The sequence below is a fragment of the Halomonas denitrificans genome (assembly GCF_003056305.1).
Taxonomy (GTDB): Bacteria; Pseudomonadota; Gammaproteobacteria; order Pseudomonadales; family Halomonadaceae; genus Halomonas; species Halomonas denitrificans.
Map to the genome: position 1 here is coordinate 139,387 of NZ_PYVX01000003.1, position 22,798 is coordinate 162,184.

The 22,798-nt window shown below is 71.3% G+C and carries 24 protein-coding genes; 11 read left to right on the forward strand and 13 right to left on the reverse strand.

Annotated elements, in window-relative coordinates:
* Positions 1-67 precede the first annotated feature (67 nt).
* Both ribA and trhA read left to right on the forward strand, forming a co-directional pair.
* Positions 68-703 (forward strand): GTP cyclohydrolase II, encoded by a 636-nt coding sequence (ribA, locus tag C9F13_RS10075; RefSeq protein ID WP_108446137.1) that lies wholly within the window; start codon positions 68-70, stop codon positions 701-703.
* A 55-nt stretch (positions 704-758) separates the two neighbouring features.
* Positions 759-1,430, forward strand: a complete 672-nt coding sequence (gene trhA, locus C9F13_RS10080) for a PAQR family membrane homeostasis protein TrhA (protein ID WP_108446138.1) — start codon at positions 759-761, stop codon at positions 1,428-1,430.
* Positions 1,431-1,434: 4 nt separating this feature from the next.
* Here trhA and C9F13_RS10085 read toward each other — a convergent pair whose 3' ends face one another.
* The gene (locus C9F13_RS10085; protein ID WP_108446139.1) at positions 1,435-2,064 is read right to left on the reverse strand and encodes a glutathione S-transferase family protein; all 630 of its coding nucleotides are present in this window, start codon (positions 2,062-2,064) and stop codon (positions 1,435-1,437) included.
* A 230-nt stretch (positions 2,065-2,294) separates the two neighbouring features.
* Between C9F13_RS10085 and C9F13_RS10090 the strand changes: the two genes are divergently transcribed.
* Positions 2,295-2,576, forward strand: coding sequence for a hypothetical protein (locus C9F13_RS10090; protein WP_108446140.1), 282 nt, complete (start codon positions 2,295-2,297; stop codon positions 2,574-2,576).
* A gap of 114 nt (positions 2,577-2,690) precedes the next feature.
* Here the strand turns inward: C9F13_RS10090 and djlA are convergent, their stop codons facing one another.
* From djlA to C9F13_RS10110, 4 genes are read right to left on the reverse strand one after another with little or no spacing between them, the layout of a single operon-like run.
* The gene (djlA, locus tag C9F13_RS10095; RefSeq protein ID WP_108446141.1) at positions 2,691-3,452 is read right to left on the reverse strand and encodes a co-chaperone DjlA; all 762 of its coding nucleotides are present in this window, start codon (positions 3,450-3,452) and stop codon (positions 2,691-2,693) included.
* A 27-nt stretch (positions 3,453-3,479) separates the two neighbouring features.
* Positions 3,480-5,417, reverse strand: a complete 1,938-nt coding sequence (dxs, locus tag C9F13_RS10100) for a 1-deoxy-D-xylulose-5-phosphate synthase (RefSeq protein WP_108446142.1) — start codon at positions 5,415-5,417, stop codon at positions 3,480-3,482.
* A gap of 15 nt (positions 5,418-5,432) precedes the next feature.
* Entirely contained in the window at positions 5,433-6,320 is an 888-nt protein-coding gene (locus C9F13_RS10105) for a farnesyl diphosphate synthase (protein ID WP_108446143.1), read from the reverse strand.
* Positions 6,307-6,600 carry an exodeoxyribonuclease VII small subunit gene (locus tag C9F13_RS10110; RefSeq protein ID WP_108446144.1) on the reverse strand — a complete coding sequence of 98 codons (294 nt, stop codon included), beginning with the start codon at positions 6,598-6,600 and terminating at the stop codon, positions 6,307-6,309. Before C9F13_RS10110 ends, C9F13_RS10105 begins: the two co-directional genes overlap by 14 nt.
* A gap of 272 nt (positions 6,601-6,872) precedes the next feature.
* Here C9F13_RS10110 and serA point away from each other — a divergent pair, with 272 nt between their 5' ends.
* The 7 genes from serA to pyrB all read left to right on the forward strand — a co-directional run bounded on the left by serA (position 6,873) and on the right by pyrB (position 15,095).
* Positions 6,873-8,123, forward strand: coding sequence for a phosphoglycerate dehydrogenase (gene serA / locus C9F13_RS10115; RefSeq protein WP_108446145.1), 1,251 nt, complete (start codon positions 6,873-6,875; stop codon positions 8,121-8,123).
* Between the two features lie 125 nt (positions 8,124-8,248).
* Complete coding sequence (locus C9F13_RS10120; RefSeq protein WP_108446146.1) at positions 8,249-9,175, forward strand: DMT family transporter; 927 nt, start codon at positions 8,249-8,251, stop codon at positions 9,173-9,175.
* Positions 9,176-9,357: 182 nt separating this feature from the next.
* Positions 9,358-10,713 (forward strand): 8-oxoguanine deaminase, encoded by a 1,356-nt coding sequence (locus C9F13_RS10125; protein ID WP_108446147.1) that lies wholly within the window; start codon positions 9,358-9,360, stop codon positions 10,711-10,713.
* A 42-nt stretch (positions 10,714-10,755) separates the two neighbouring features.
* Complete coding sequence (locus tag C9F13_RS10130; RefSeq protein WP_108446148.1) at positions 10,756-12,102, forward strand: uracil-xanthine permease family protein; 1,347 nt, start codon at positions 10,756-10,758, stop codon at positions 12,100-12,102.
* 122 nt (positions 12,103-12,224) lie between these two features.
* Positions 12,225-13,013 (forward strand): enoyl-CoA hydratase, encoded by a 789-nt coding sequence (locus C9F13_RS10135; protein WP_108446149.1) that lies wholly within the window; start codon positions 12,225-12,227, stop codon positions 13,011-13,013.
* A 101-nt stretch (positions 13,014-13,114) separates the two neighbouring features.
* Positions 13,115-13,942: an IclR family transcriptional regulator gene (locus C9F13_RS10140; protein ID WP_108446150.1), complete on the forward strand. Its 828-nt coding sequence runs from the start codon at positions 13,115-13,117 to the stop codon at positions 13,940-13,942.
* A 124-nt stretch (positions 13,943-14,066) separates the two neighbouring features.
* On the forward strand, positions 14,067-15,095 hold the full coding sequence (gene pyrB / locus C9F13_RS10145; RefSeq protein WP_108446151.1) for an aspartate carbamoyltransferase: 1,029 nt from the start codon (positions 14,067-14,069) through the stop codon (positions 15,093-15,095).
* A 79-nt stretch (positions 15,096-15,174) separates the two neighbouring features.
* Here the strand turns inward: pyrB and ruvX are convergent, their stop codons facing one another.
* From ruvX to C9F13_RS10185, 8 genes are all read right to left on the reverse strand, one after another.
* Entirely contained in the window at positions 15,175-15,618 is a 444-nt protein-coding gene (gene ruvX, locus C9F13_RS10150) for a Holliday junction resolvase RuvX (RefSeq protein ID WP_108446152.1), read from the reverse strand.
* A gap of 33 nt (positions 15,619-15,651) precedes the next feature.
* On the reverse strand, positions 15,652-16,224 hold the full coding sequence (locus C9F13_RS10155) for a YqgE/AlgH family protein (protein ID WP_089847763.1): 573 nt from the start codon (positions 16,222-16,224) through the stop codon (positions 15,652-15,654).
* Between the two features lie 17 nt (positions 16,225-16,241).
* Entirely contained in the window at positions 16,242-17,159 is a 918-nt protein-coding gene (locus C9F13_RS10160) for an energy transducer TonB (RefSeq protein ID WP_108446153.1), read from the reverse strand.
* A gap of 18 nt (positions 17,160-17,177) precedes the next feature.
* On the reverse strand, positions 17,178-18,143 hold the full coding sequence (gshB, locus tag C9F13_RS10165) for a glutathione synthase (protein WP_108446154.1): 966 nt from the start codon (positions 18,141-18,143) through the stop codon (positions 17,178-17,180).
* Positions 18,144-18,468: 325 nt separating this feature from the next.
* The gene (locus C9F13_RS10170) at positions 18,469-19,188 is read right to left on the reverse strand and encodes a CvfB family protein (RefSeq protein WP_108446155.1); all 720 of its coding nucleotides are present in this window, start codon (positions 19,186-19,188) and stop codon (positions 18,469-18,471) included.
* Positions 19,189-19,257: 69 nt separating this feature from the next.
* Complete coding sequence (locus C9F13_RS10175; RefSeq protein WP_108446156.1) at positions 19,258-19,983, reverse strand: 16S rRNA (uracil(1498)-N(3))-methyltransferase; 726 nt, start codon at positions 19,981-19,983, stop codon at positions 19,258-19,260.
* A 33-nt stretch (positions 19,984-20,016) separates the two neighbouring features.
* Positions 20,017-20,529, reverse strand: a complete 513-nt coding sequence (gene secB, locus C9F13_RS10180; RefSeq protein WP_108446157.1) for a protein-export chaperone SecB — start codon at positions 20,527-20,529, stop codon at positions 20,017-20,019.
* 58 nt (positions 20,530-20,587) lie between these two features.
* The gene (locus C9F13_RS10185) at positions 20,588-21,010 is read right to left on the reverse strand and encodes a rhodanese-like domain-containing protein (protein ID WP_108446158.1); all 423 of its coding nucleotides are present in this window, start codon (positions 21,008-21,010) and stop codon (positions 20,588-20,590) included.
* A 217-nt stretch (positions 21,011-21,227) separates the two neighbouring features.
* Here C9F13_RS10185 and gpmI point away from each other — a divergent pair, with 217 nt between their 5' ends.
* On the forward strand, positions 21,228-22,796 hold the full coding sequence (gpmI, locus tag C9F13_RS10190) for a 2,3-bisphosphoglycerate-independent phosphoglycerate mutase (protein ID WP_108446159.1): 1,569 nt from the start codon (positions 21,228-21,230) through the stop codon (positions 22,794-22,796).
* Positions 22,797-22,798 lie beyond the last annotated feature (2 nt).

Below are 22,798 nucleotides of genomic sequence, written 5' to 3' on the forward strand. Positions count from 1 at the left end.
CCCGGCCTTCCTGATAGAATGATCGTTCACTCGTCGGCAACGCCGTGGTCTTCCTCCGAGGTACATCGTGACGATTCGATTCATCGCCGCCTCCCGGCTGCCCACCCCCTGGGCCACCTTCACCATGCACGGCTTCGAGGACGAGGCCACCGGCAAGGATCATATCGCCCTGACGCTGGGCGACGTGGCCGACGGCGAACCGGTGCTGGGCCGGGTCCACTCGGAGTGCCTGACCGGCGATGCGCTCTTCTCGATGCGCTGCGACTGCGGCTTCCAGCTCCAGGAGGCGCTCAAGCGCATCGCCGAGGAGGGCCGCGGGGTGCTGCTCTACCTGCGCCAGGAGGGGCGCGGCATCGGCCTGCTCAACAAGATCCGCGCCTACCACCTCCAGGACCAGGGGGCCGACACCGTGGAGGCCAACGAGCAGCTGGGCTTCGCCGCCGACCTGCGCCGCTACGACCTCTGCGTGCCGATGCTCGACCACCTGCAGATCACGGCCCTGCGGCTGATGACCAACAACCCGCGCAAGGTCGACGCCCTGACCCAGGCCGGCGTGACGGTCGGGGAACGCGTGCCGCTGACCACCGGTCTAAACCCGCATAACGAACACTACCTGACCACCAAGGCGGGCAAGCTGGGCCACATGATGGCGCTGGGCGACTTCACCCAGGCCGACGACGTGGACATCGAACGCAAGCCCTGAGCCTTCGCGACGCGCCGAGCGGCATCGGGGTGGTGGCCTGACAGGAGGCGCCCCGATGACGCATCCCCCCGCGCATGATGCCGAGCCCTACAGCGACCTCGAAGAGCGGCTGCACAGCATCAGCCACGGCATCGGTGCCGCCCTGAGTCTCGCCGGACTCGTGGTGCTGCTGGTGCTGGCGAGCCTCGGCGCCCGGGTCGACCCCTGGAAGATCGTCGGCATCAGCCTCTACGGCACCACTCTGGTGCTGCTCTACACCGCCTCCACCCTCTACCACGGCGTGCGCCACCCGCGCCTGAAGCGCCTCTTCCAGCACCTGGACCACTGCGCGATCTACCTGCTGATCGCCGGCACCTACACGCCCTTCCTGCTGGTCAACCTGCGCGGCCCCACGGGCTGGACGCTGCTCGCCACGGTCTGGTCGCTGGCCCTGGCGGGGATCGCCTGCAAGCTCGCCTGGCCCCACCGCTTCGAGGCGCTGCGGGTGGCCATCTACCTGGTGATGGGCTGGCTGATCGTGCTGGCCGGCGACGCCCTGGCCGCCAGCCTCTCCGCCACCGGCCTCACCCTGCTGGTCGCGGGCGGGCTCACCTACACCCTGGGCGTGGTCTTCTACGCCGTCAGCGCCATCCCCTTCAACCACGCGATCTGGCACCTCTTCGTGATGGGCGGCAGCACCTGCCACTACTTCGCGGTGGTCACCGCCGTGCTGCCCGTCGCGACCTGAGCCGTCAGCCCGACGCGGCGGCGTCGCGCTCCCGGGCCGCGGCCCGCGCCAGCGCCGGCCGCGCCGTGACGCGCTCGCGATAGGCCGAAAGCGCCGGCGGCAGGCGCATCTTGAACTGCACGGCCCAAGTCAGGGTGTGGGCCAGCAGCAGGTCCGCCAGGGTGAAGTGATCCCCCACCAGCCAGCCCTCGCCGTCGAAACGCCGCCCCAGGGCCGCCAGGGCCCGCTGGAACTCCCAGGCGGCGGTCGGCAGCACCGCCGGGACCCGCTGCTCGCCCGGCAGCGCGAACTTGTGCTTGGCCTGGGTCCAGAGCGGCTGCTCCAGCTCGCCGATGATGAAGAAGAGCCACTGGTCGACCCGGGCCCGCCCCTCGACGTCCGCCGGCAGCAGGTCGCCCGACTCTCCGTAGCGCTCCGCCAGGTAGCGACAGATCGCCGCCGACTCGAAGAGCGTCAGCTCGCCATCCTCCAGCACCGGCACCTTGCCGTCGGGATGGCGGGCCAGGAAGGCCTCCGACTGGCCCTCGCCGCGGCCCAGGTCGACGTGGCGATAGGCGTACTCGAGGCCCAGCTCTTCCAGGGCCCAGGCGACCCGCAGCGAGCGGGACTTGGGGAAACCGTAGAGGGTGATCATCGGGCAGCTCCTTGCGATGTCTCGGTCCCCCCACGCTAGCGCAACCCCGGGGATGTGGCGAGCAGGGGCCGTCCGGCGGAGTGCGTCAACGCTGCAGGCTCCCGATGCACGCCGCCGATGCACGTCGCCGATAGCCGCGCTCAATCTCCCTCATCGAAACCAATAACTACCCTAATGTTTAGCTGGCTATTAATATGCTCGCCATACATCAACACGACGAGGCACTTGCCATGAAGACCACCCTGATCACCGCCACCCTGATGCTTGCCGCCCTGCCGCTGGCCGCCCAGGCCGACCCCGCCACCGACAAGGCCCTGCAGCTGAACCAGGAGCCGATCTCGAGCGTCGAGCGCTCCGCCTCCGCGGACGCGCCGGTCGACCTCGAGCGCCTCGACGGCGGCAGCGACGCCATGGCCCAGGCCCGCCTGCGGCTGCGCTCCCAGCAGGCCGCCATGACCGACTTCGCCGACAGCGGCGACGCCTACCGCCTGGCCCGCGAGGCCACCAGCTGAGGCACTGGCCGGCACGCCCCGCCCGGCACGCAAAAAGCCCCCGATCTCGGGGGCTTTTTCGTGGGCGGCGCCGGGATCAACCGGCCCGCGATGGGCGGTCGCCGCGGCGTAGGATCAGGCCGCCGCGCGCGCCTTGCGGATGCGCTCGTAGGCGCTGCCGATCTCGCTGGTGCGCTCCTTGGCCATCTCGCGCATGCTCTCGGGCAGCCCCTTGGCCGCCAGCTTGTCGGGGTGGTTCTCGCTCATCAGCCGGCGGTAGGCCTTCTTGACCTCGGCATCGCTGGCCTCGGCCTCGACCCCCAGCACCCGATAGGCGTCCTCCAGCGAGGGGCCCTGGTCGCGCGCCGCCTCGGGGCCGCCGCGCAGCATCGCCTCGATCTGGGCGATCTCGGCCTCGGAGCAGCCCAGCCCCCGGGCCACGCGCAGCAGCATCTCGTGCTCGGCGGGGTGCAGCTCGCCGTCGGCGGTGATCGCCGCGAGCTGCACCTGCAGGAACACCTGCAGCAGGGCGTGCTGGCGGCCGACCACCTGGCGCACCTTGGCGAGCTCCGCCTCCAGGTCGAAGTCGGGCGCCTTGCCGCGGGTGAAGGCGGCCCGCGCCTGGGCGCGCTGCGCCTCGTTGAGCCGCAGGCGATCCCACAGCCGCCGGGAGGCCTCCAGCTCGTCCTCGGTGACGCGGCCGTCGGCCTTGCACATGCAGCCCATCACCGCGAAGGTCGAATCGAGGAACTGCGCCTGGGCGCCGGCCAGCCGGCCCAGCACGCTCTTGCGCAGCCGCCGCACCAGCCAGTAGCCGAGGCCGGCGCCGACCAGCAGCCCCAGGGGGCCGCCGATCCAGAAGCCCAGTAGCGCACCGAGCAGAGTCAGAAAGAGCATCGTCGCCTCGCAGGTAAGGGGAAGGAATCAGCCGCGCCGGGCGCGGATCGATGCCTCGATGCCATCGGCGTCGAGGCCGCACTCGGCGAGCAGTTCGGCGGGCTTGCCGTGCTCGACGAAGGCGTCGGGCAGGCCCAGGTTGAGCACCTCGACCCGGACGCCCTCGGCCATCAGCAGCTCGTTGACGGCGCTGCCGGCGCCCCCGGCGACCACGTTCTCCTCCAGGGTCACCAGCAGGTCGCAGCCGTCGGCGGCCGCCAGCACGGCGTCGCGATCCAGCGGCTTGATCGAGCGCATGTTGAGGTGCGTGGCGTCGAGCCGCTCGGCGACCTCGGCCGCCGGGCCGTTGAGGCTGCCGAAGGCGAGCAGCGCCACCCGCGCCGCGCCGCGACGCCGCCACTCGGCCCGGCCGATCTTCAGGGGCTCGAGGTGGTCGGGGATCGCGACCCCCGGGCCGGTGCCGCGGGGATAGCGCACCGCCGCCGGGCCGGGATGCCGGTAGGCGGCGCTGAGCATGGCCCGGCACTCGGCCTCGTCGGCCGGCGCCAGCACCACGAGCCCGGGGATGCAGCGCAGGAAGGAGAGGTCCAGGCTGCCGTGGTGGGTGGGCCCATCCTCCCCCACCAGGCCGGCGCGGTCGATGGCGAAGGTGACGTCGAGCTCCTGCACCGCCACGTCGTGGATCAGCTGGTCGTAGCCGCGCTGCAGGAAGGTGGAGTAGATCGCCACCACCGGCTTCATCGCCTCGCAGGCCATGCCCGCGGCCAGCGTCACGGCGTGCTGCTCGGCGATCGCCACGTCGAAGTAGCGCTCGGGGTACTCCTTGGAGAAGCGCACCAGGTCGGAGCCCTCGCGCATCGCCGGGGTGATGCCGATCAGCCGCTCGTCCGCCGCCGCCATGTCGCAGAGCCAGTCGCCGAACACGCTGCAGTACTTGCGCGGCTTCGCGCGCCCGGGCGCGTCGCGTTTCTCCGGGCCGGGGGCCGGCTTGAGCGGTGGCGGGGTCGCGCCCTGGGTCTCCGGATCGCTCTTCTCCAGCTTGGTGATGGCGTGGTAGCCGATGGGGTCGGCCTCGGCGGGCAGGAAGCCCTTGCCCTTGCGGGTCTTCACGTGGAGGAACTGCGGCCCCTCCAGGTCGCGCATGTTGCGCAGGGTCTCCACCAGCAGCGGCAGGTCGTGGCCGTCGATGGGCCCGATGTAGTTGAAGCCCAGCTCCTCGAAGAGCGTGGCGGGGCTGATCATGCCCTTCATGTGCTCTTCGGTGCGCCGCGCCAGCTCCAGGGCGCCGGGCAGGTGGGAGAGCACCCGCTTGCCGCCCTCGCGCATGCTGGTATAGGGCTTGCTGGTGAGGATCCGCGCCAGGTAGCTGGCCATGCCGCCGACGTTCTCGGAGATCGACATCTCGTTGTCGTTGAGTACCACCAGCAGGTTGGCGTCGACGTGGCCGGCGTGGGCCAGGGCCTCGAAGGCCATGCCGGCAGTCAGCGCACCGTCGCCGATCACCGCGCAGACCCGGCGCGACTCGCCGCGGGTGCGGGCGGCCAGCGCCATGCCGAGCGCCGCCGAGATCGAGGTGCTGGAGTGGCCGACGCCGAAGGTGTCGAACTCCGACTCGGCGCGCCGCGGGAAGGCGGCCAGGCCGCCGTACTGGCGAATGCCGGTCATCGCCTCGCGGCGGCCGGTGAGGATCTTGTGGGGATAGGCCTGGTGGCCCACGTCCCACACCAGGCGGTCGTGGGGCGTCTCCAGGGCCTGGTGCAGGGCCACGGTGAGCTCCACCACGCCGAGGCCCGCGCCGAAGTGGCCGCCGGAGACGCCCACGCTGTAGAGCAGGTAGGCGCGCAGCTCGTCGGCCACCTGGGCCAGCTGGCCGGCGTTCATGGCGCGCAGGGCGGCCGGCGCCTCCAGGGTGTCGAGCAGCGGCGTCGCCGGACGCTCGACGGGAATGTCATCGAACAGCTTCATGTGGGCCCTGTGGTGTCAGTGGTCACGCTCGATCATGTAGCGGGCCAGGTCGGCCAGGGGCGCGGCGCCCTCGCCCAGCGGCGCCAGGGCCGCCACGCCCGTCTCGACCAGGTCGAGGGCGCGGCGGCGGGCCCCCTCGAGCCCCAGCAGGCTCGGATAGGTCGGCTTGGCCCGGGCGGCATCGGCGCCGGAGGTCTTGCCGAGGGTGGCGGTGTCGCCGGTCACGTCCAGCACGTCATCATGGATCTGGAAGGCCAGGCCGATGGCGTCGGCGTAGGCATCCAGGGCGGCCAACCGCGCGTCGTGCTCGTCGACCGCGACCAGCCCGCCGAGGCGCACCGCCACGCGGATCAGCGCCCCGGTCTTGTGGCCGTGCATGGCCGCCAGCGCGGCCACTTCCGGATGCCCGCCCACGGCGGCCAGGTCCAGCGCCTGGCCGGCCACCATGCCGTCGCGCCCGGCGGCCCGGGCGAGGCCGGCGACCAGGGCGCCGACCCGCGGGTGCTCGCTTTCCGCCAGCACCTCGAAGGCCAGCGCCTGGAGGGCGTCGCCGGCCAGGATCGCCGTGGCCTCGTCATAGGCGCGATGCACCGTGGGCTGGCCGCGACGCAGGTCGTCGTCGTCCATCGCCGGCAGGTCATCGTGCACCAGCGAGTAGGCGTGGATCAGCTCCAGCGCCATGGCCGGGGCGTCCAGGTCACGCTCCGTGGCGCCCAGGGCGCGGCCGGCGGTGTAGACCAGCACCGGGCGAAGGCGCTTTCCGCCCACCAGCAGGGCGTGGCGCATCGCCGCCTCCAGGCGTGGCGAGGGGGCCGCCCGCTCGGTGAAGAGCGACTCGAGACGGGCATCGACCCGGGCACGGTCCGCGGCCAGTCGGGCCGCCAGTTGCTCAGTGCTCACCATCGTCCTCCGCGGGCGGGGCGGCGAAGGGCGCGAGGTCGACGCCGCCCGCCTCGCCCTCGGTGAGGGTGCGCACCCGCAGCTCGGCCTCGTCGAGCCGGCGCTGGGCGTCCCGGGTCAGGCGTACGCCCTGCTCGAAGGCGGCCAGCGACCCCTCCAGCGACAGCTCGCCGGACTCCAGCCGCTCGACGAGCTGCTCGAGCCGCTCGACGGTGGCAGCGAAGTCGGCCGGCGCCGTCTCGTCGCCGGCCCCGTCCCTGCCTTGACTATGGTGTTCCGCCATCGCCTCTACTCGCCGGTGGATGATAGGTGGGCCGACAGTATACACGCTCTCCCGGGGGGGTCGTCTGCCCCGGCTCGCGGGCGGTCAACATGCATGTGGCTCATCCTCGGCCCACAGCATTTTCATCCCGACTCATGCCGGCTGTGGTAACATATCGGCCCTGTTTCGAGCCTGCCTTGCCCCGGGCGAAGCGCAACCGGCCGGCCCCAGGCTCATCAGCATCTTCATGACACATGCATGCGGCGCGCGCCGACGAAGGGGTTGAATCGACCATGGCCAAAACGTCCCTGGACAAGAGCAAGATCAAGATCCTGCTGCTCGAGGGCGTCCACCAGAGTGCGGTGGACAATCTTCTCAATGCCGGTTACACCAACATCGAACACCTGCCGACCTCGCTGGACGAAGCGACGCTGATCGAGAAGATCCGCGACGTCCACTTCATCGGCATCCGTTCGCGGACCCAGCTCAACGAGCGCGTCTTCGACGCCGCCGAGAAGCTGGTGGCGGTGGGCTGCTTCTGCATCGGCACCAACCAGGTCGATCTCGACGCCGCCCTGGTGCGCGGCATCCCGGTCTTCAACGCCCCCTACTCCAACACCCGCTCGGTGGCCGAGCTGGTGCTGGCCGAGGCCATCATGCTGCTGCGCGGCATCCCCGAGAAGAGCCACCGCGCCCATCAGGGCGGCTGGCTGAAGTCGGCTAAGAACTCCCACGAGGCGCGCGGCAAGACCCTGGGCATCATCGGCTACGGCAGCATCGGCTCGCAGCTCTCGGTGCTCTCCGAGTCGCTGGGCTTCGACGTCATCTACTACGACGTGGTGACCAAGCTGGCCATGGGCAACGCCCGCCAAGTGGGCAGCCTCGAGGAGCTGCTGGCCCGCGCCGACGTGGTCAGCCTGCACGTGCCGGACCTACCCGCCACCCGCTGGATGATTGGCGAGGCCGAGATCGCGCTGATGAAGCCGGGCAGCATCCTGATCAACGCCTCCCGCGGCAGCGTGGTGGTGATCGAGGCGCTGGCCGCGGCCCTCGAGGCCGGTCGCCTCGCCGGCGCCGCCGTCGACGTCTTCCCGGTGGAGCCCAAGGGCAACGACGAGGAGTTCGTCAGCCCGCTGCGCGGCCTGGCCAACGTCATCCTCACCCCGCACATCGGCGGCTCCACTCTGGAGGCCCAGGAGAACATCGGCATCGAGGTCTCCGAAAAGCTGGTGACCTACTCCGACAACGGCACCACCGTGAGCTCGGTCAACTTCCCCGAGGTCGCCCTGCCGGCCCATCCGGGCAAGCACCGCCTGCTGCACATCCACGACAACGTGCCCGGCGTGCTCTCCGAGATCAACCGCGTGCTCTCCGAGAACGGCGTCAACATCCTCGGCCAGTACCTGCAGACCAACGAGCGCATCGGCTACGTGGTCATCGACGTCGACCAGGACTACGGCGACCAGGCCCTGGATGCCCTGAGCCAGGTGCGCCACACCAAGCGGGTGCGGGTGCTCTACTCCGAGTCCAGCTTCCAGGGCTGATCCCCGCCACGAGGCTTGGGCCACGCCAGCGCCGCCGCGTCATCGACGCGGCGGCGTTTTTGGTGATAATGATTAGCTGACGACATTTCTCCTGCCGTTCGCCCCCGACGCTCAAGGATGCTGCCATGCCGACCGGACCGGCCTATCTGATCGTGGTGCTGGTGTGGGCCACCACGCCGCTGGCCATCAAGTGGAGCGCCGAGGCCGGCGCACCGATCGGCAGCGTGATGCTGCGCATGCTGATCGCGCTGATCGCCGGCGCGCTGATCCTGCTGGTGCGCCGCCACCGCCCGCGCCTGGATCGCCGGGCCTGGCTGAGCTACGCCGCGGCGGTGCCCGGCGTGTTCGGCGCCATGGCGCTGAGCTACCACGCCTCCCAGCACCTGCCCTCGGGCATGCTCTCGGTGATGTTCGGCATGGCCCCGCTGGTCTCGGGGCTGATCCTCCAGGCCCTGCCCGGGGCCACGCGGCTGCGCGGCTGGCACTGGTTCGGCTGTGGCCTCGGCCTGGCGGGGCTCGGCGTGGTGTTCGCCGACAGCCTGACCCTCGGCGGCGGCCAGCTGGGGGCACTGGCGATGATGCTGGCGGCGGTGACGCTGTTCAGCGGCAGCGGCATCGCCGTGCAGCGCGTGGCGGCCGGCCTCGGGCCCCTGGAGCAGACCGTCGGCGCCCTGGCCATGAGCCTGCCCTGCTTCCTGGCGCTGTGGCTGGCGAGCGGCGAGCCGCTGTCGATCCCGCTCAGCGAACGCGGTCGCGGGGCGGTGCTCTACCTGGCCGTGTTCGGCTCGCTGGTGGGCTTTCTCTGCTACTACCTGATCCTCTCGCGGCTGCACGCCGCCACCGTGGCCCTGGTCACCCTGATCACGCCGGTGCTGGCGCTGGGGCTCGGCATGACCCTCAACCAGGAGCAGCCCTCGGCCTCGATGCTCGCCGGTGCGCTGCTGATTCTGGTGGCGCTGGGCGCCTACCTGTTCGGCGACCGCCTGACGCGCCGCAAGGCCGCGACGACGGCACGCGCCTCAAGCGCCGCAGGCGCCGGCGAAGAGCGTTGAGCGCCCGCCTTGACACTCGCACGAGCCCTTCGCATCTTGTACACAGCAACTGAGCCGAATACGGCACGGCATCGTACACATTTTCGCAAAGGCACCTGAACCAAGGCTCCTGTTCACGGCGAGACTTGGGTAACCCTTTGTCCACACAGGGATCGCCACCGGCGGTTCCCCAGGAGGACAACATGGCCCCGAACTCACCGACCCTCTGGATCCGACACCCCCGCGCCTGCAGCGATCCCGCCGCCGCCGGCGGGGTGGTGATCCTCGACGACCGCATCGTCGAGGCGGTCCCGGCAGGTGGCACGCCCGAGACGCCGATCGATGCGACCTTCGACGCCTCGGATCACGTGCTGCTGCCGGGCCTGGTCAACACCCATCACCACTTCTACCAGACCCTGACCCGCGCCTACTCGCCGGCGTTGAACAAGGCACTCTTCCCCTGGCTGACCACCCTCTACGACGTCTGGGCGAACCTCACCGAGGAGCAGCTGGAAGTCGCCAGCGAGCTGGCCATGGTGGAGCTGCTGATGTCGGGCTGCACCACGGTGGCCGACCATCACTACGTCTTCTCCGGGGCGCTGGAGCACGCCATCGACGTCCAGGTGGAGACCGCCCGGCGACTCGGCGTGCGCGCCGCCCTGACCCGCGGCTCGATGAGCGTGGGCCGCGACGACGGCGGCCTGCCGCCCCAGTCGGTGGTACAGGACGAGCGCACCATCCTCGAGGAGAGCGAGCGGCTGATCGACGCCTACCACCAGCGCGGCGACGGTGCCATGACCACCATCGCCCTGGCGCCCTGTTCGCCGTTTTCGGTGAGCCGCGAGCTGATGCAGGAGAGCGCCCGCCTGGCCAAGGAGAAGGACGTGCGCCTGCACACCCACCTGGCCGAGACCGCCGACGAGACCGCCTACTGCGAGCGGCTGTTCGGCATGCGCCCGCTGGACTACCTGGAGGCCACCGGCTGGCTCTCCGATCGGGCCTGGCTGGCCCACGGCATCCACTTCAACGATGACGAGGTGGCACGCCTCGGCGAGGCAGGCACCGGCATCGCCCACTGCCCGTCGTCGAATATGGTGCTGGGCTCGGGCCTGTGCCGCACCCTGGAGCTGGAGGCGGCCGGCTGTCCGGTGGGCCTCGCGGTGGACGGCTCCGCCTCCAACGACCACTCCAACCTCGCCGAGGAGATGCGCCAGGCGCTGCTGCTCGGTCGGCTGCGCTATGCCCCGAGCCGCGTGACCCATGACGACGTGATCCGCTGGGCCACCCACGGCTCCGCGGGCTGCCTCGGTCGCCATGACATCGGCGGCCTCGCCCCCGGTCAGCAGGCCGACCTGGCGCTGTTTCGCCTCGACGAGCCGCGCTTCTCCGGCGCAGAGAACCCCGTCGCCGCCCTGCTGCTGTGCGGCGCCCACCGGGCCGACCGGGTCATGGTCGCCGGGCAGTGGCGGGTCACCGACGGCCGGCCGCTGGGCGTCGATCTCGACGCCCTGATGGGCCGCCACGACGCGGCCGCCCGCGCGCTACGCCGCACCGGCTAGGCCATCCACCGGGTATCCAACAACGACAACAGGAGACGCCTCATGGCGACACCCGATAGTGCCACCGAGACCGGGACCCGCCGGGTCCGCAGTACCCGCGACGTCGATGCCATGCCGCCCCTCGGCCGGGCCATCCCGCTGGGGTTGCAGCACGTGCTGGCGATGTTCGTGGGCAACGTCACCGTGCCCATCATCATCGCCGGTGCCGCCGACCTGCCGGCGGATCAGACGGCCTTCATGATCCAGGCCGCGATGTTCGTGGCCGGGGTCGCCACCCTGGTGCAGTCGCTGGGGCTCGGGCCGATCGGGGCGCGCCTGCCCATCGTCATGGGCACCAGCTTCGGCTTCGTGCCGGTGCTGATCCCCATCGCCGTGGGCATGGGCCTGCCGGCCGCACTGGGCGCGGCGCTGTGCGGGGGCATCGCCATGGCCCTGGTGGGGCTCTTCCTGCCCTGGGTGCGCTTCCTGTTCCCGCCGGTGGTCACCGGCACCTTCGTGATCATGCTCGGCACCCTGTTGATGCCGGTGGGCTTCGCCTACGCCGGCGGCGGCTTCGGCGCCGAGGACTTCGGCGCCCTGCACAATGTGCTGCTGGCCGCCCTGGTGCTGGTGGTCACCCTCGGCCTGCACCAGTTCGGCCGTGGCATCTGGTCCGAGACCGCGCCGCTGGCGGGCCTGATCGTGGGCTACGTGACCGCCATGGCCTTCGGCCTGGTGGACTTCGGCCAGATCGCCTCCGCCGGCTGGCTCTCGCTGCCCACGCCGCTCACCATCGGCCTGGAGTTCCACCTCGCCGCGATCATTCCGGTGGTGCTGCTGGCGATCGTGACCTGCGCCGAGTCGATCGGCGACATCGTCGGCACCACCGCCGGCGGCATGGACCGCGAGCCGACCCCCAAGGAACTGTCCGGCGGGGTGATGGCCGATGGCCTGGCCAGCGTCTTCGCCGCCCTCTTCAACGCCTTCCCGCAGATCAGCTTCAGCCAGAACGTCGGCATGGTGGCCCTGACCGGGGTGGTCAGCCGCTTCGTGGTGGCCATCGGCGGCGGCTTCCTGGTGCTGGCCGGCCTGCTGCCGAAGCTGGGTGGGCTGATCTCGAGCATCCCCAACGCCGTGCTGGGCGGGGCGGTACTGATCATGTTCGGCATGATCGCCAGCGCCGGCATCAAGATGCTGTCCCACATCGACTTCAACAAGCGCAACATGGTGATCATCGGCGTCTCGCTGTCCGCGGCCATCGGCCTGCCGGCCCAGGAGGGGCTCTACGCCGGCCTCTCCGAGAACGTCCAGGCGATCATCGAGTCCGGCCTGATCCCGGGTGCGATGGCGGCCATCGTCCTCAACCTGGTGCTGCCCAGGCAGGAGCGTTCCTTCCGCGACGACGTCTGAAGCGCTGGCCCGCGACCGCCCCGTCCGGGGCGGTCGTCGACAGGGGCCGCCTTTGGTCGTAGGCCTCCCCCGGGCGGCCCGCCGGGCGTTAGGCTGGGGCTTTTCTCCCGAGGAGTGCGACGATGCGAGACGCGGACGATGCCCCGGTGCTGCGCCACGATGCCGACGGCGTGACCACCCTCACCCTGAACCGGCCCCAGCGCTTCAATGCCCTCTCCGAGGAGATGCTCGAGGCCCTGACCGCGGCCCTCGACGCGCTGGCCGACGACGGCGAGGTGCGCTGCGTGGTCATCGCCGCCCGGGGCCGCGCCTTCTGTGCCGGCCACGACCTGCGCGAGATGCGCGAGCACGCCGAGGAGGCCTACTACCGCGACCTCTTCGCCCGCTGCGGCGCGCTGATGCAGGCGATCGTCGCCCTGCCGGTGCCGGTCATCGCCCGGGTGCAGGGCGTGGCCACCGCCGCCGGCTGCCAGCTGGTGGCCAGCTGCGACCTGGCGGTGGCGGCGCGCAGCGCCCGCTTCGCCGTCTCCGGCATCGGGGTCGGCCTGTTCTGCTCCACCCCCGCGGTGGCGCTCTCCCGCGACATCGGCCGCAAGCGGGCCCTGGAGATGCTCTTCACCGGCGAGTTCATCGACGCCGACCGGGCCCTCGACTGGGGGCTGGTCAACCGGGTCGCCGAGGACGAGGCCCTCGACGAGGCGCTGGGGGAACTGACCGCGAGCCTCTGCGCCAAGAGCATGGTGGCAGTGCGCACCGGCAAGGGCATGTTCCCGCGCCAGCAGGAGATGCCGCTCGCCGAGGCCTACGACTTCGCCGGTCAGGTGATGGCGGGGAACATGATGGCCGAGGACGTCGGCGAGGGGATCGACGCCTTCCTCGAGAAGCGCCCGCCCCGCTGGCAGCACCGCTGAGCGCACGGCCTCGCTCCCTGTTGGAAACCATTTCCGAAGCGCGACATCGCCCCGCCGACTCGGTATCCTAGGCCGTTAATGCAAGTGACAGGAGAGATCGGGTGAGCGAAGGCAAGCGCAGGACGGCGGGACGTCCCGCCGGTTCAGGCAAGAGCACCAGCGGCCACAGCCAGTCGCTGGTACGCGGGCTCAACCTGCTCGAGCGCCTGGCGGCGAGCCCCGGCGGCCTCGCCCTGTCGGAGCTGGCCGAGGCGGCGGATTTCGCCCCCTCCACCACGCACCGGCTGCTGCAGGCGCTGCAGAGCCAGGGGTTCGTCACCCAGGACAGCGAGCTCGGCGTCTGGAAGATCGACGTCAAGACCTTCCGCATCGGCAACAGCTTCCTCGAGGCGCGCGACTTCCTCGGCACCAGCCGCCCCTTCCTGCGCCGCCTCACGGCGCTGACCGGCGAGACGGCCAACCTCGGCGTGCGTGACGACGGCACGGCGGTGTTCCTCGCCCAGAGCGAATCGCCGCAGATGATGCGCATGATCACCCGGCTCGGCTCCCGGGCGCCGCTGCACGCCTCCGGCGTGGGCAAGGCCCTGATGGCCTGGCTGCCCGAGGACGAGCTCGAGCGCATCCTCGACGAGCGGGGCCTGGCGCGGGTCACCGAGAACACCCTGCACACGCCCGAGTCGCTGCGCGAAGGGATGGCCGAGATCCGCCGTCAGGGCTTCGCCTGTGACCGCGAGGAGCACGCCATCGGCCTGCACTGCGTGGCCGCCTGCATCCACGACGAGCACGGCATTCCGCTGGCCGCCATCTCGGTCTCCGGGCCGGTGGCGCGGATTCCCGAGGAGCGGCTGCTCGAGCTCGGCCAGCTGGTCCGCGAGACCGCCGCCGAGATCACCGCGCGCCTGGGCGGCCGGGTGCCGGAGCCCTGGTAACCGCCCCGCCCCTCGTCATCACGCCCGGCCTCGGCCGGGCGTGCGCGTTCGGGGGCCCGGAAGAGGGCTGAAGCCGTGCCCGCACGGCGTTACACTAGCGCCCGTTCCCCCTGCCGAGGCCGCCGTGATGTCCCACCTGCTCTCCATCGACTCCCTCTCCCGCGACGAGATCGATCACCTGATGCGCGTCGCCGCGCGCCTGGAGCCCGTCGCCCAGCGGCGCAAGGTCACCCGGATCCTGGAGGGCGCGGTACTCGGCAACCTCTTCTTCGAGGCCAGCACCCGCACCCGCGTCAGCTTCCACACCGCCTTCTCGCGGCTCGGCGGCAGCGTCTGCGACACCACAGGCTTCACCTTCTCCTCCATGGCCAAGGGCGAGTCGCTCTACGACACCAGCCGGGTGATGAGCGGCTACTGCGACGCCATCGTGATGCGCCACCCGGAGCAGGGCTCGGTGGCGGAGTTCGCCGCTGCCACCCACGTGCCGGTGATCAACGCCGGCGACGGCCCAGGCGAGCACCCGAGCCAGGCGCTGCTGGACTTCTACACCATCGACAAGGAGTTCGCGCGCCAGGGCAAGGCGCTCAAGGACGCCCACGTGCTGATGACCGGCGACCTGAAGTACGGGCGCACCGTGCACTCGCTGATCCGGCTGCTGGCGCGCTATGCGCCGATGCGCATCACCCTGGTGGCACCCCCCGGGCTCGAGATGCCCCACCACCTGATCGAGCGCGTCAGCCGCCAGGGGCTCGCCGTGGAGGTGCGCGAGAGCCTGGCCGGCGACTTCTCCGACGTCGACGTGGTCTACACCACGCGCATCCAGAAGGAGCGCTTCACCGCCGAGATGATCGAGGGCTTCAACCTCTCCCGGGACTTCACCGTCGACCGCGCCTTCCTCGACAGCCGCTGCAACGCCTCCACCATCGTCATGCACCCGCTGCCCCGGGACAGCCGCCCCGAGGCCAACGATCTGGACGTCGACCTCAACGGCGACCCGCGCCTGGCGATCTTCCGCCAGACCGACAACGGCATCCCGGTGCGCATGGCGATCTTCGCCACCCTGCTGAAGGTCGAGGAGCACATCGAGCGCGACCTGCGCGACGTGCCCTGGTTCGTGCCGCCGACCGTGGGCGTGGACGACACCCGCTTCTAGCGGCGCGTCTTTACCCCGCCGCAAACGAGCGACGCCCGGGCCATGGCCCGGGCGTCGTGGTCTCGGCAGCCACAGGCGCTCAGCGCGGCGGCAGCCCCTCGGCGCGGGCGAACCAGCCCTCCAGGATCAGCACCGCGGCGATGCCGTCGACGCTCTCCTGGCGGTAGTTGCCGCGGTGGCCGCCCTCCCGGGCGATCGCCTTGGCCTCGCGGGTCGAGCCGCGCTCGTCGACCATCTCGCAGGGCACGCCGAAGCGACCGTAGAGGCGCTTGCCGAACTTGCGTGCCCGGGTACTCATGACCGACTCGCTGTCGTCTATGTTGAGCGGCAGCCCCACCACGAAGAGGTCGGGACGCCACTCGTCCACCAGCCGGGCCACCTCGGCCCAGTCGGGGATGCCGTCCCGGGCTGGCAGCGGAGGGAGCTCCCGGGCGCTGCCGAGCAGCTCGTTGCCCACCGCCACGCCGATGCGCCGGGTGCCGAAGTCGAAGGCCAGGATCAGGCGCGCGCCGGCGTCGGCCATCAGCTCGTCTCCTCCATCAACCACACTCCGGCATCAGGAGTGCCCCGCCTCGCGGGTCATCAGGTTCAGGTCGATGCCGAGGATGCCCGCGGCGGCGCCCAGGCGCTGCTCCGGCGGCACCGAGAAGAGGATCTCGGCCTGGCCCTCGACGGTCAGCCAGGCGTTCTCCTTTAGCTCGTTCTCGAGCTGGCCCGCCTCCCAGCCGGCGCAGCCCAGGCAGACCAGGAACTGCTCGGGCCCGCGGCCGTCGGCCAGCGCCTGGAGGATGTCCATGGAGGTGGTCAGGGCGATGTCCTCGGCGACCTGGATGCTGGAGTCCCAGGCGTCGCTGTCGCCGCGGTGCAGGATGAAGCCGCGATCCTTGTGGGTCGGGCCGCCGTAGTAGACCGGCGCCTGGCGATGGGGACTCTCGTCGCCGCCCAGCTCCAGCTGCTCGAAGAGGGCGTCGAGGGTCAGCTCCAGGGGACGATTGACGATCACGCCCATGGTGCCGTTCTCGTCATGGTCGCAGAGATAGCTCAGGCTGCCGGCGAAATTGGGGTCTTCCAGGTGCGGCATCGCCAGCAGGAAGTGGTGTTTCAAGCCGAAGTGTTGCACGGATTGCATGGGACTCCCCGGCGGACCTAGTGCACGCCGTAATGATTGCCTTGGCCGAACCGCCAGACCCGAGTGATGGACAGGCTGTCCAGGTTGCCCATGCCCCGGTCGAAGGGCCGGTAGGGGGCGGCACCGTGCACCGTGTCCAGGGCCGCCTGGTCGAGTTCGGCATGTCCCGAGGATTGTATCACCTCTGCCTGGCGAACCTGACCGTCGCGGCCGATCACCACCCGGATGCGCAGCTGGCCGGCGAGTTCACGCGGCGCCGGGTGCACGCGATTCCCGTAGTCCTCGACCCGGCGGGTCCAGTCGTCGATGTAGCGCGCCTCTGCGGCCTGCTGGGCGGCGGGGCGTCCCTCGCCCGGCCGCTCGCCGGCGTACTCGGGCGAGAGGCCCTGGTCGCGGATGCTGGCGGTGGCCTGGGCGAGCAGGTCGCGCCCCGAGGCCGAGGGCGCCGCCGCGGTGGGCGGCGCCGAGGCCTCGGCGGACTGGGGGGCGCTCTCGCGCGGCTCGGGGGTCGACGGCGCCTCGCGGGCGGCCTCGGCGGCCGGGGCCTCGCGGTCGCGCTCGGGTGCGGGGGCCTCGGCCGGCTGGGGCGCGGCCGGCGTGGCCGGGTCCACCTCGGGCTCGGCGCTCTGCCGCTCGGGCAGCGCCTCCATGGGCGCGGCGCGCGCCTCGGCCGGCGCCTGGGCCTGGGGGGACCCCGCGGCGCGCTGGTCGGCCTCGGCGATCGCCTCGGCCTCCACCGGCGCCTGGGCCGGGCGGCTCACCAGCACCACGTCGATGCTGGTGCGCTCCACGGGCGGGGCCGGCGCGAACTGGCGGCTCGCCACCACCCCGATCACCACCAGGTGCAGCAGCAGCGCCAGCGACCAGGCCAGCCAGTGCCGGTGCGGCCGGGTCACCGGGGCGTACTGGATCGGATCGCTGAGGGTGCTGGACATGGCCGCCGACCTCCCGGATCAGCCCCGCGCGTCGAGGCGCCGCGCGATGGCATCCATCAGCAGACCGGCGATGTCGGTGCCGCGCTGGTCGTCGATCTCGCGCACGCAGGTGGGGCTCGTGACGTTGATCTCGGTGATGTAGTCGCCGATCACGTCGAGGCCGACGAACATCAGCCCCTTCTCGCGGATCACCGGCTGCACCTGCTCGATCAGCCAGCGGTCGCGGGCGGTGAGCTCGCGGCTGACCCCGGTGCCGCCGGCGGCGAGGTTGCCGCGGGTCTCGCCGGCCATGGGCACCCGGGCGAGGCCGTAGGGCACCGGCTCGCCGTCCACCAGCAGGATGCGGGTGTCGCCGTCCTTGATCTCGGGGATGTAGCGCTGGGCCATGATCTGGCGCTGGCCGCGCTCGCTCAGCATCTCGATGATGGCGCCGAGATTGCGCCCCTCGGGGCGCACGTGGAAGATCCCGGTGCCGCCCATGCCGTCCAGCGGCTTGAAGATCACGTCGCCGTGCTCGGCGTGGAAGGCGCGCAGCACGGCCTCGTCGCAGGAGACCACGGTCGGGGTGCAGCACTGGGGGAACTGCTGGGCGAAGAGCTTCTCGTTGCACTCCAGGAGCGCCTGGGTGGGATTGACCACCAGCACGCCCTCGCGCTCGGCGAAGCCCAGCAGGTAGACGGCGTTGAGGAAGTGGCCGTCGACCGGCGGGTCCTTGCGCATCAGGATGACGTCGAGCTCGGCCAGGGGCCCCACCTCGGGCTCGCCCAGGTCGTACCAGTGCGCGGGATCGCGGTGCACCCGGAGATCGCGCAGCCGACCGAAGGCGCGCCCCTCGCGCAGGAACAGATCCTCCTGCTCGAGGTAGTAAAGCGACCAGCCACGATCCTGGGCCGCCCACAGCATGGCCAGGCTGGTGTCCTTCTTGTAGGTGAGGTCGGCGATGGGGTCCATCACCACGCCGATCTTCAGCGCGCGTTCGCTCATGGCGTCGTGTTTCCGGTCGGAGAGTGAATGCGCTCAGTATGCCGCAGCGGTATCGCGTCCACCAAGCAGACGGTCGGGTGTTGGCGGCTTGGGGCTAATCCGGCGACGGCACACGGCCAGAGGCGCCGGAGGTAGAGCAAAGAGAGGGGCCTATGCAGGGGTGAGGAGCCCGGCTCCGAACGGGCCGGTCATGGATGGCCTGCACCGGACAGGCGAGCGGAGCGGGACGCGAGAGCGAAGCAGGGCATAGGTAGCGCCCAGGGGCGGGGTCACAGCGCCCCTCGACACTCCGCTTCCGGGAAGCCGCATGCCAGGCGCGGTGGGTTCAGTCCCCGCTCGGCGCCAACCGGATGCCGCCGGGCTCCAGGAGGATGCGCCGCTGCTTGTAGAGCCGCCCGATGGCCTGCTTGAAGGCGTTCTTGCTCACCCCCAGGCGCGCCTTGATCTCTCCCGCGTCGCTCTTGTCGCCCAGCGGCAGGTAGCCGCCGCTCTCGCGCAGCGCCTTGAGCACCCGCTCGCCGACCACGTCGAGGCGCGCCGGCCCCGGCGGCAGCAGCGAGAGGTCCAGGCGCCCGTCGTCGCGCACCCGCTTCACGTAGCCGGTGAGCCGCTGGCCGCGGCGTAGCGGCCGGTTCACGTCGTCGCGGTAGAGCAGGCCCCAGAAGCGCTGATCGACCACCACCTTGTAGCCCAGGTCGGTCTGGTCGGCGATCACCAGCGCCACCTCGTCGCCCGCCGCCAGGCCCTCGGCCTCGTCGGCCAGGAAGCGGTCGAGGCGCTGGGAGGCGACCGGCCGGCCCTGCTGGTCCTCGTAGATCATCACCAGCACCCGCCGGCCGACGCTCGGGCGAAAGCGCTGCTCGCCGAAGGGCAGCAGCAGGTCGCGGGGGTGCCCCCAGTCGAGGAAGGCGCCGGTCTCGTTGACGGTGACCACCTCGAGGTAGACCACCTCGCCGACCGCGGCCCGGGGCGCGCGATGGCGCCGCGGCGCGGCGGCGTGCGGGGCGGAGGGGCGCGGCGAGCGGCGGTCTCGGGAATCGGGCATGGCGGGCGTCCGGTAGAGAGTGGGGCTGAAGGGCGTGGGGCTGGAAAGGAGGATAGCCGAGCGCGGGGCTCAGAGGTCGCCGAAGCGGGCCTGCAGCAGCGACAGCGCCACCACCGGCGCGGTCTCGGTGCGCAGCACGCGCGGGCCGAGGGAGAGCGGGGCGAAGCCTTGGGCCCGGGCGGCCTCGACCTCGGCCTCGGCGAGCCCGCCCTCCGGGCCGATCAGCACGGCGGCACTGGCGGGCGCCTCGGCCGCTTCCAGGGCGCCGGCGGTGCCGGGGTGCAGCACCAGGCGCAGCGCCTCGTCGCGGGCGGCGAGCCACTCGGCCAGGCCCACCGGGGGGTGGACGGGCGGCAGGGTCGCGCGGCCGCACTGCTCACAGGCGCTGGCCGCCACGGCCTGCCAGTGGGCGAGCTTCTTGGCCGCCCGCTCGCCCTTGAGCCGCACGTCGCCGTGCTCGGTGTAGAGCGGGGTGATGGCCGCCACGCCGAGCTCGACCGCCTTCTGGATGGCGTAGTCCATGCGATCCCCCTTGGAGATCGCCTGGCCGAGATGCACCGCCAGCGGCGACTCGCCGCGCCCCTGCTCGACGGCCTCGAGGCGCGCCACCACCCGCTTGCGGGAGGCCTCGACGAGCACCGCCCGGGCCTCCAGGCCAGCGCCGTCGAAGAGGCGCAGCTCGGCCCCCTCGCCCAGGCGCAGCACCCGCGCCACGTGGCGCGCCGGCCCCTCGGGCAGAACGACGTCGCCGCCGACGTGGAAGTCGGCGGCGACGTGGATGCGCGGCGCCTTCACGGGCGGCTCTCGCTCATGAGGGTCGGCATCGGCTTACTGGGTCGCCTGCTCGCCGGCGGCCTGGGCCTGCTCGGCCTCGCGCTTCTTCTTCTGGGCGTAGATCGCCTCGAAGTTGACCGGCGCCAGCATCAGCGGCGGGAAGCCGCCGCGGTTGACCAGGCTGTCGATGCACTCGCGGGCATAGGGGAACAGCACGTTGGGGCAGAAGGCACCCAGGGTGTGGTCGAGCTGCTGACCCTCGAGGCCGCCGATGCGAAACAGGCCGGCCTGCTCGATCTCGGCCAGGAAGGAGGTGGTGCCCTCCTCGCTGTGGGTGACCTGGGCGGTGACCTTGATCACCACCTCATAGAGGTCTTCCCCGACCTGCTGGTGGGTGGTGTTCAGGTCCAGGCCGACCTTGGGCTTGAACGGCTGCTGGAAGATCGCCGGCGAGTTGGGCGCCTCGAAGGAGAGGTCCTTGACGTAGATGCGCTGCAGGGCGAACTGCAGCTGCGGCTTGTCCTGCTGGCCGTTGGCGCCGGCGTTCTGGTTGTTCTCTTCCGCCATGGGAAAGGTCCTTTGTCCGGTGAAAATATCGGGGAAACGGGTCCGGGAGCGGCGTCGCCTACTTCCTGACGACCGGCAGGCCGTCCGCCTGCCACTGGGCCATGCCGCCCTTGAGCTTCAGGACGCGCTCGAAGCCCGCCTTGGCGAGCTTGGCCTGGGCGACGCCGGCGCTCTGGCCGTGCTTGCAGGCCACGATGATCGGCTTGCCCTTGAACTTCTCGAGCTCGCGCAGGCGCTCGTCGAGCTTGCTCTGCGGGATGTTGCGCGCCCCGGCGATGTGGCCCGACTTGAAGTCGTTGGCCTCGCGCAGGTCGACCACCACGGCGTCCTCGCGGTTGACCAGCTGGGTGGCCTCGCTGGAGGTCACGCCTCCGGCGCTGCTGCTGCGGACCTCGTAGGCGAGCCAGGCGATCAACACCACCAGGAAGGCCCCCACCAGCAGGGGATGATTCTGCACGAATTCGAACAGCTGATCGATCATGGGTTCGGCTAACTCTTTATCGGGTACACGGTGAACGGGGCCGGCCAGTCGCGGCGGCGCCCAGTATACACAAAGCCGCGGCGCGCCGCGGCCCGGGCGCCGGCCAAAATGACGTCCGACGGTGCCGTGCGATATGATGCCGCAAGCAGATGCAAGTCGCGACCCTGGCCGCCCCAGAGGCCGGCCGGGCGCGACCCCGACCACGAGGCCCTCCCCCATGACCGACCCCCGTACCCCGCGTCCGGTAGCCCTGATCATCCTCGACGGCTACGGCCACAACGAGTCGCCCACCGACAACGCCGTCCTCGCCGCCCGCACCCCGGTGATGGATCGCCTGTGGCAGGAGCAGCCCCACAGCCTGATCCACACCGACGGCCGCTACGTGGGCCTGCCGGATGGCCAGATGGGCAACTCCGAGGTCGGTCACATGAACCTGGGGGCCGGGCGCGTCGTCTACCAGGACTTCACCCGCATCACCAAGGCCGTCGAGGAGGGCGAGCTCGACGCCATCGACGCCCTGACCGCGCCGATCGACGCCGCCGTGGCCGCCGGCCGGGCCGTGCACCTGCTGGGCCTGCTCTCGCCGGGCGGCGTGCACAGCCACGAGGACCACATCCTGGCCATGGCCGAGCTGGCCGCCCGCCGCGGCGCCCGGCGGATCTACCTCCACGCCTTCCTCGACGGCCGCGACACGGCGCCGAAGAGCGCGATGGCCTCGATCGAGCGCGCCAACGCCCGTCTCGCCGAGCTGGTGGGCGCCGAGCAGGGCTTCGTGGCCTCGATCATCGGCCGCTACTTCGCCATGGACCGCGACAACCGCTGGGACCGCGTCGAGAAGGCCTATCGCCTGATCACCGAGGGGGCGGGCGAGTTCACCGCGGAGTCCGCCGAGCAGGGCCTCGAGCAGGCCTACGCCCGCGGCGAGACCGACGAGTTCGTCGCCGCCACCAGCATCCGCCCCGCCGGCGCCGCGGTGGCCCTGGCCGACGGCGATGCGGCCATCTTCATGAACTTCCGTGCCGACCGCGCCCGGGAACTGACCCGCGCCTTCGTCGAGGACGGCTTCACGGGCTTCGCGCGCCAGGCGCGGCCCCGGCTGGCCGCCGAGGGCCTGGTGATGCTGACCCAGTACGCCGCCGACATCCCGGCCCCGGCCGCCTTCCCGCCGGCGGAGCTCGTCAACACCCTGGGCGAGGTGATGGAGACGCGCGGTCTCACCCAGCTGCGCATCGCCGAGACCGAGAAGTACGCCCACGTCACCTTCTTCTTCTCCGGCGGGCGCGAGCAGGAGTACCGGGGCGAGACCCGGGTGCTGGTGCCCTCCCCCCAGGAGGTGAAGACCTACGACGAGAAGCCCGAGATGAGCGCCGTGGAGGTCACCGACCGCCTGGTGGAGGCGATCGAGGGCGGCCAGTACGACCTGATCGTCTGCAACTACGCCAACGGCGACATGGTCGGCCACACCGGCCAGTTCGACGCCGCGGTGAAGGCCATCGAGGCCGTGGACGCCTGCGTCGGCCGGGTGGTGGAGGCGATCCAGCGCGCCGGCGGCGCCTGCCTGGTGACCGCCGACCACGGCAACGCCGAGCAGATGATCCACCCCGAGACCGGCGCCCCCCAGACCGCCCACACCACCTTCGACGTGCCGCTGATCTACGTCGGGCCGCGCCCGGTGCGCCTGCTCGACGACGGCCGGCTGTGCGACATCGCCCCGACCCTGCTGACCATGATGGACCAGCCGGTGCCCGAGGAGATGACCGGACGCGTACTCATCGAGGCCGAGTGAGC

What these genes read in the sequence shown, in the direction of transcription:
- C9F13_RS10120 (WP_108446146.1), top strand. Translation starts at nt 8,249, where the DNA reads ATGCCGACCGGACCGGCCTATCTGATCGTGGTGCTGGTGTGGGCCACC.
- C9F13_RS10155 (WP_089847763.1), bottom strand. Translation starts at nt 16,224, where the DNA reads ATGCAATCCGTGCAACACTTCGGCTTGAAACACCACTTCCTGCTGGCG.
- gshB (WP_108446154.1), bottom strand. Translation starts at nt 18,143, where the DNA reads ATGAGCGAACGCGCGCTGAAGATCGGCGTGGTGATGGACCCCATCGCC.
- serA (WP_108446145.1), top strand. Translation starts at nt 6,873, where the DNA reads ATGGCCAAAACGTCCCTGGACAAGAGCAAGATCAAGATCCTGCTGCTC.
- dxs (WP_108446142.1), bottom strand. Translation starts at nt 5,417, where the DNA reads ATGAAGCTGTTCGATGACATTCCCGTCGAGCGTCCGGCGACGCCGCTG.
- trhA (WP_108446138.1), top strand. Translation starts at nt 759, where the DNA reads ATGACGCATCCCCCCGCGCATGATGCCGAGCCCTACAGCGACCTCGAA.
- C9F13_RS10130 (WP_108446148.1), top strand. Translation starts at nt 10,756, where the DNA reads ATGGCGACACCCGATAGTGCCACCGAGACCGGGACCCGCCGGGTCCGC.
- C9F13_RS10170 (WP_108446155.1), bottom strand. Translation starts at nt 19,188, where the DNA reads ATGCCCGATTCCCGAGACCGCCGCTCGCCGCGCCCCTCCGCCCCGCAC.
- C9F13_RS10160 (WP_108446153.1), bottom strand. Translation starts at nt 17,159, where the DNA reads ATGTCCAGCACCCTCAGCGATCCGATCCAGTACGCCCCGGTGACCCGG.
- C9F13_RS10185 (WP_108446158.1), bottom strand. Translation starts at nt 21,010, where the DNA reads ATGATCGATCAGCTGTTCGAATTCGTGCAGAATCATCCCCTGCTGGTG.
- C9F13_RS10125 (WP_108446147.1), top strand. Translation starts at nt 9,358, where the DNA reads ATGGCCCCGAACTCACCGACCCTCTGGATCCGACACCCCCGCGCCTGC.
- C9F13_RS10085 (WP_108446139.1), bottom strand. Translation starts at nt 2,064, where the DNA reads ATGATCACCCTCTACGGTTTCCCCAAGTCCCGCTCGCTGCGGGTCGCC.
- C9F13_RS10110 (WP_108446144.1), bottom strand. Translation starts at nt 6,600, where the DNA reads ATGGCGGAACACCATAGTCAAGGCAGGGACGGGGCCGGCGACGAGACG.
- djlA (WP_108446141.1), bottom strand. Translation starts at nt 3,452, where the DNA reads ATGCTCTTTCTGACTCTGCTCGGTGCGCTACTGGGCTTCTGGATCGGC.
- C9F13_RS10135 (WP_108446149.1), top strand. Translation starts at nt 12,225, where the DNA reads ATGCGAGACGCGGACGATGCCCCGGTGCTGCGCCACGATGCCGACGGC.
- ruvX (WP_108446152.1), bottom strand. Translation starts at nt 15,618, where the DNA reads ATGGCCGACGCCGGCGCGCGCCTGATCCTGGCCTTCGACTTCGGCACC.
- C9F13_RS10105 (WP_108446143.1), bottom strand. Translation starts at nt 6,320, where the DNA reads ATGGTGAGCACTGAGCAACTGGCGGCCCGACTGGCCGCGGACCGTGCC.
- gpmI (WP_108446159.1), top strand. Translation starts at nt 21,228, where the DNA reads ATGACCGACCCCCGTACCCCGCGTCCGGTAGCCCTGATCATCCTCGAC.
- C9F13_RS10090 (WP_108446140.1), top strand. Translation starts at nt 2,295, where the DNA reads ATGAAGACCACCCTGATCACCGCCACCCTGATGCTTGCCGCCCTGCCG.
- secB (WP_108446157.1), bottom strand. Translation starts at nt 20,529, where the DNA reads ATGGCGGAAGAGAACAACCAGAACGCCGGCGCCAACGGCCAGCAGGAC.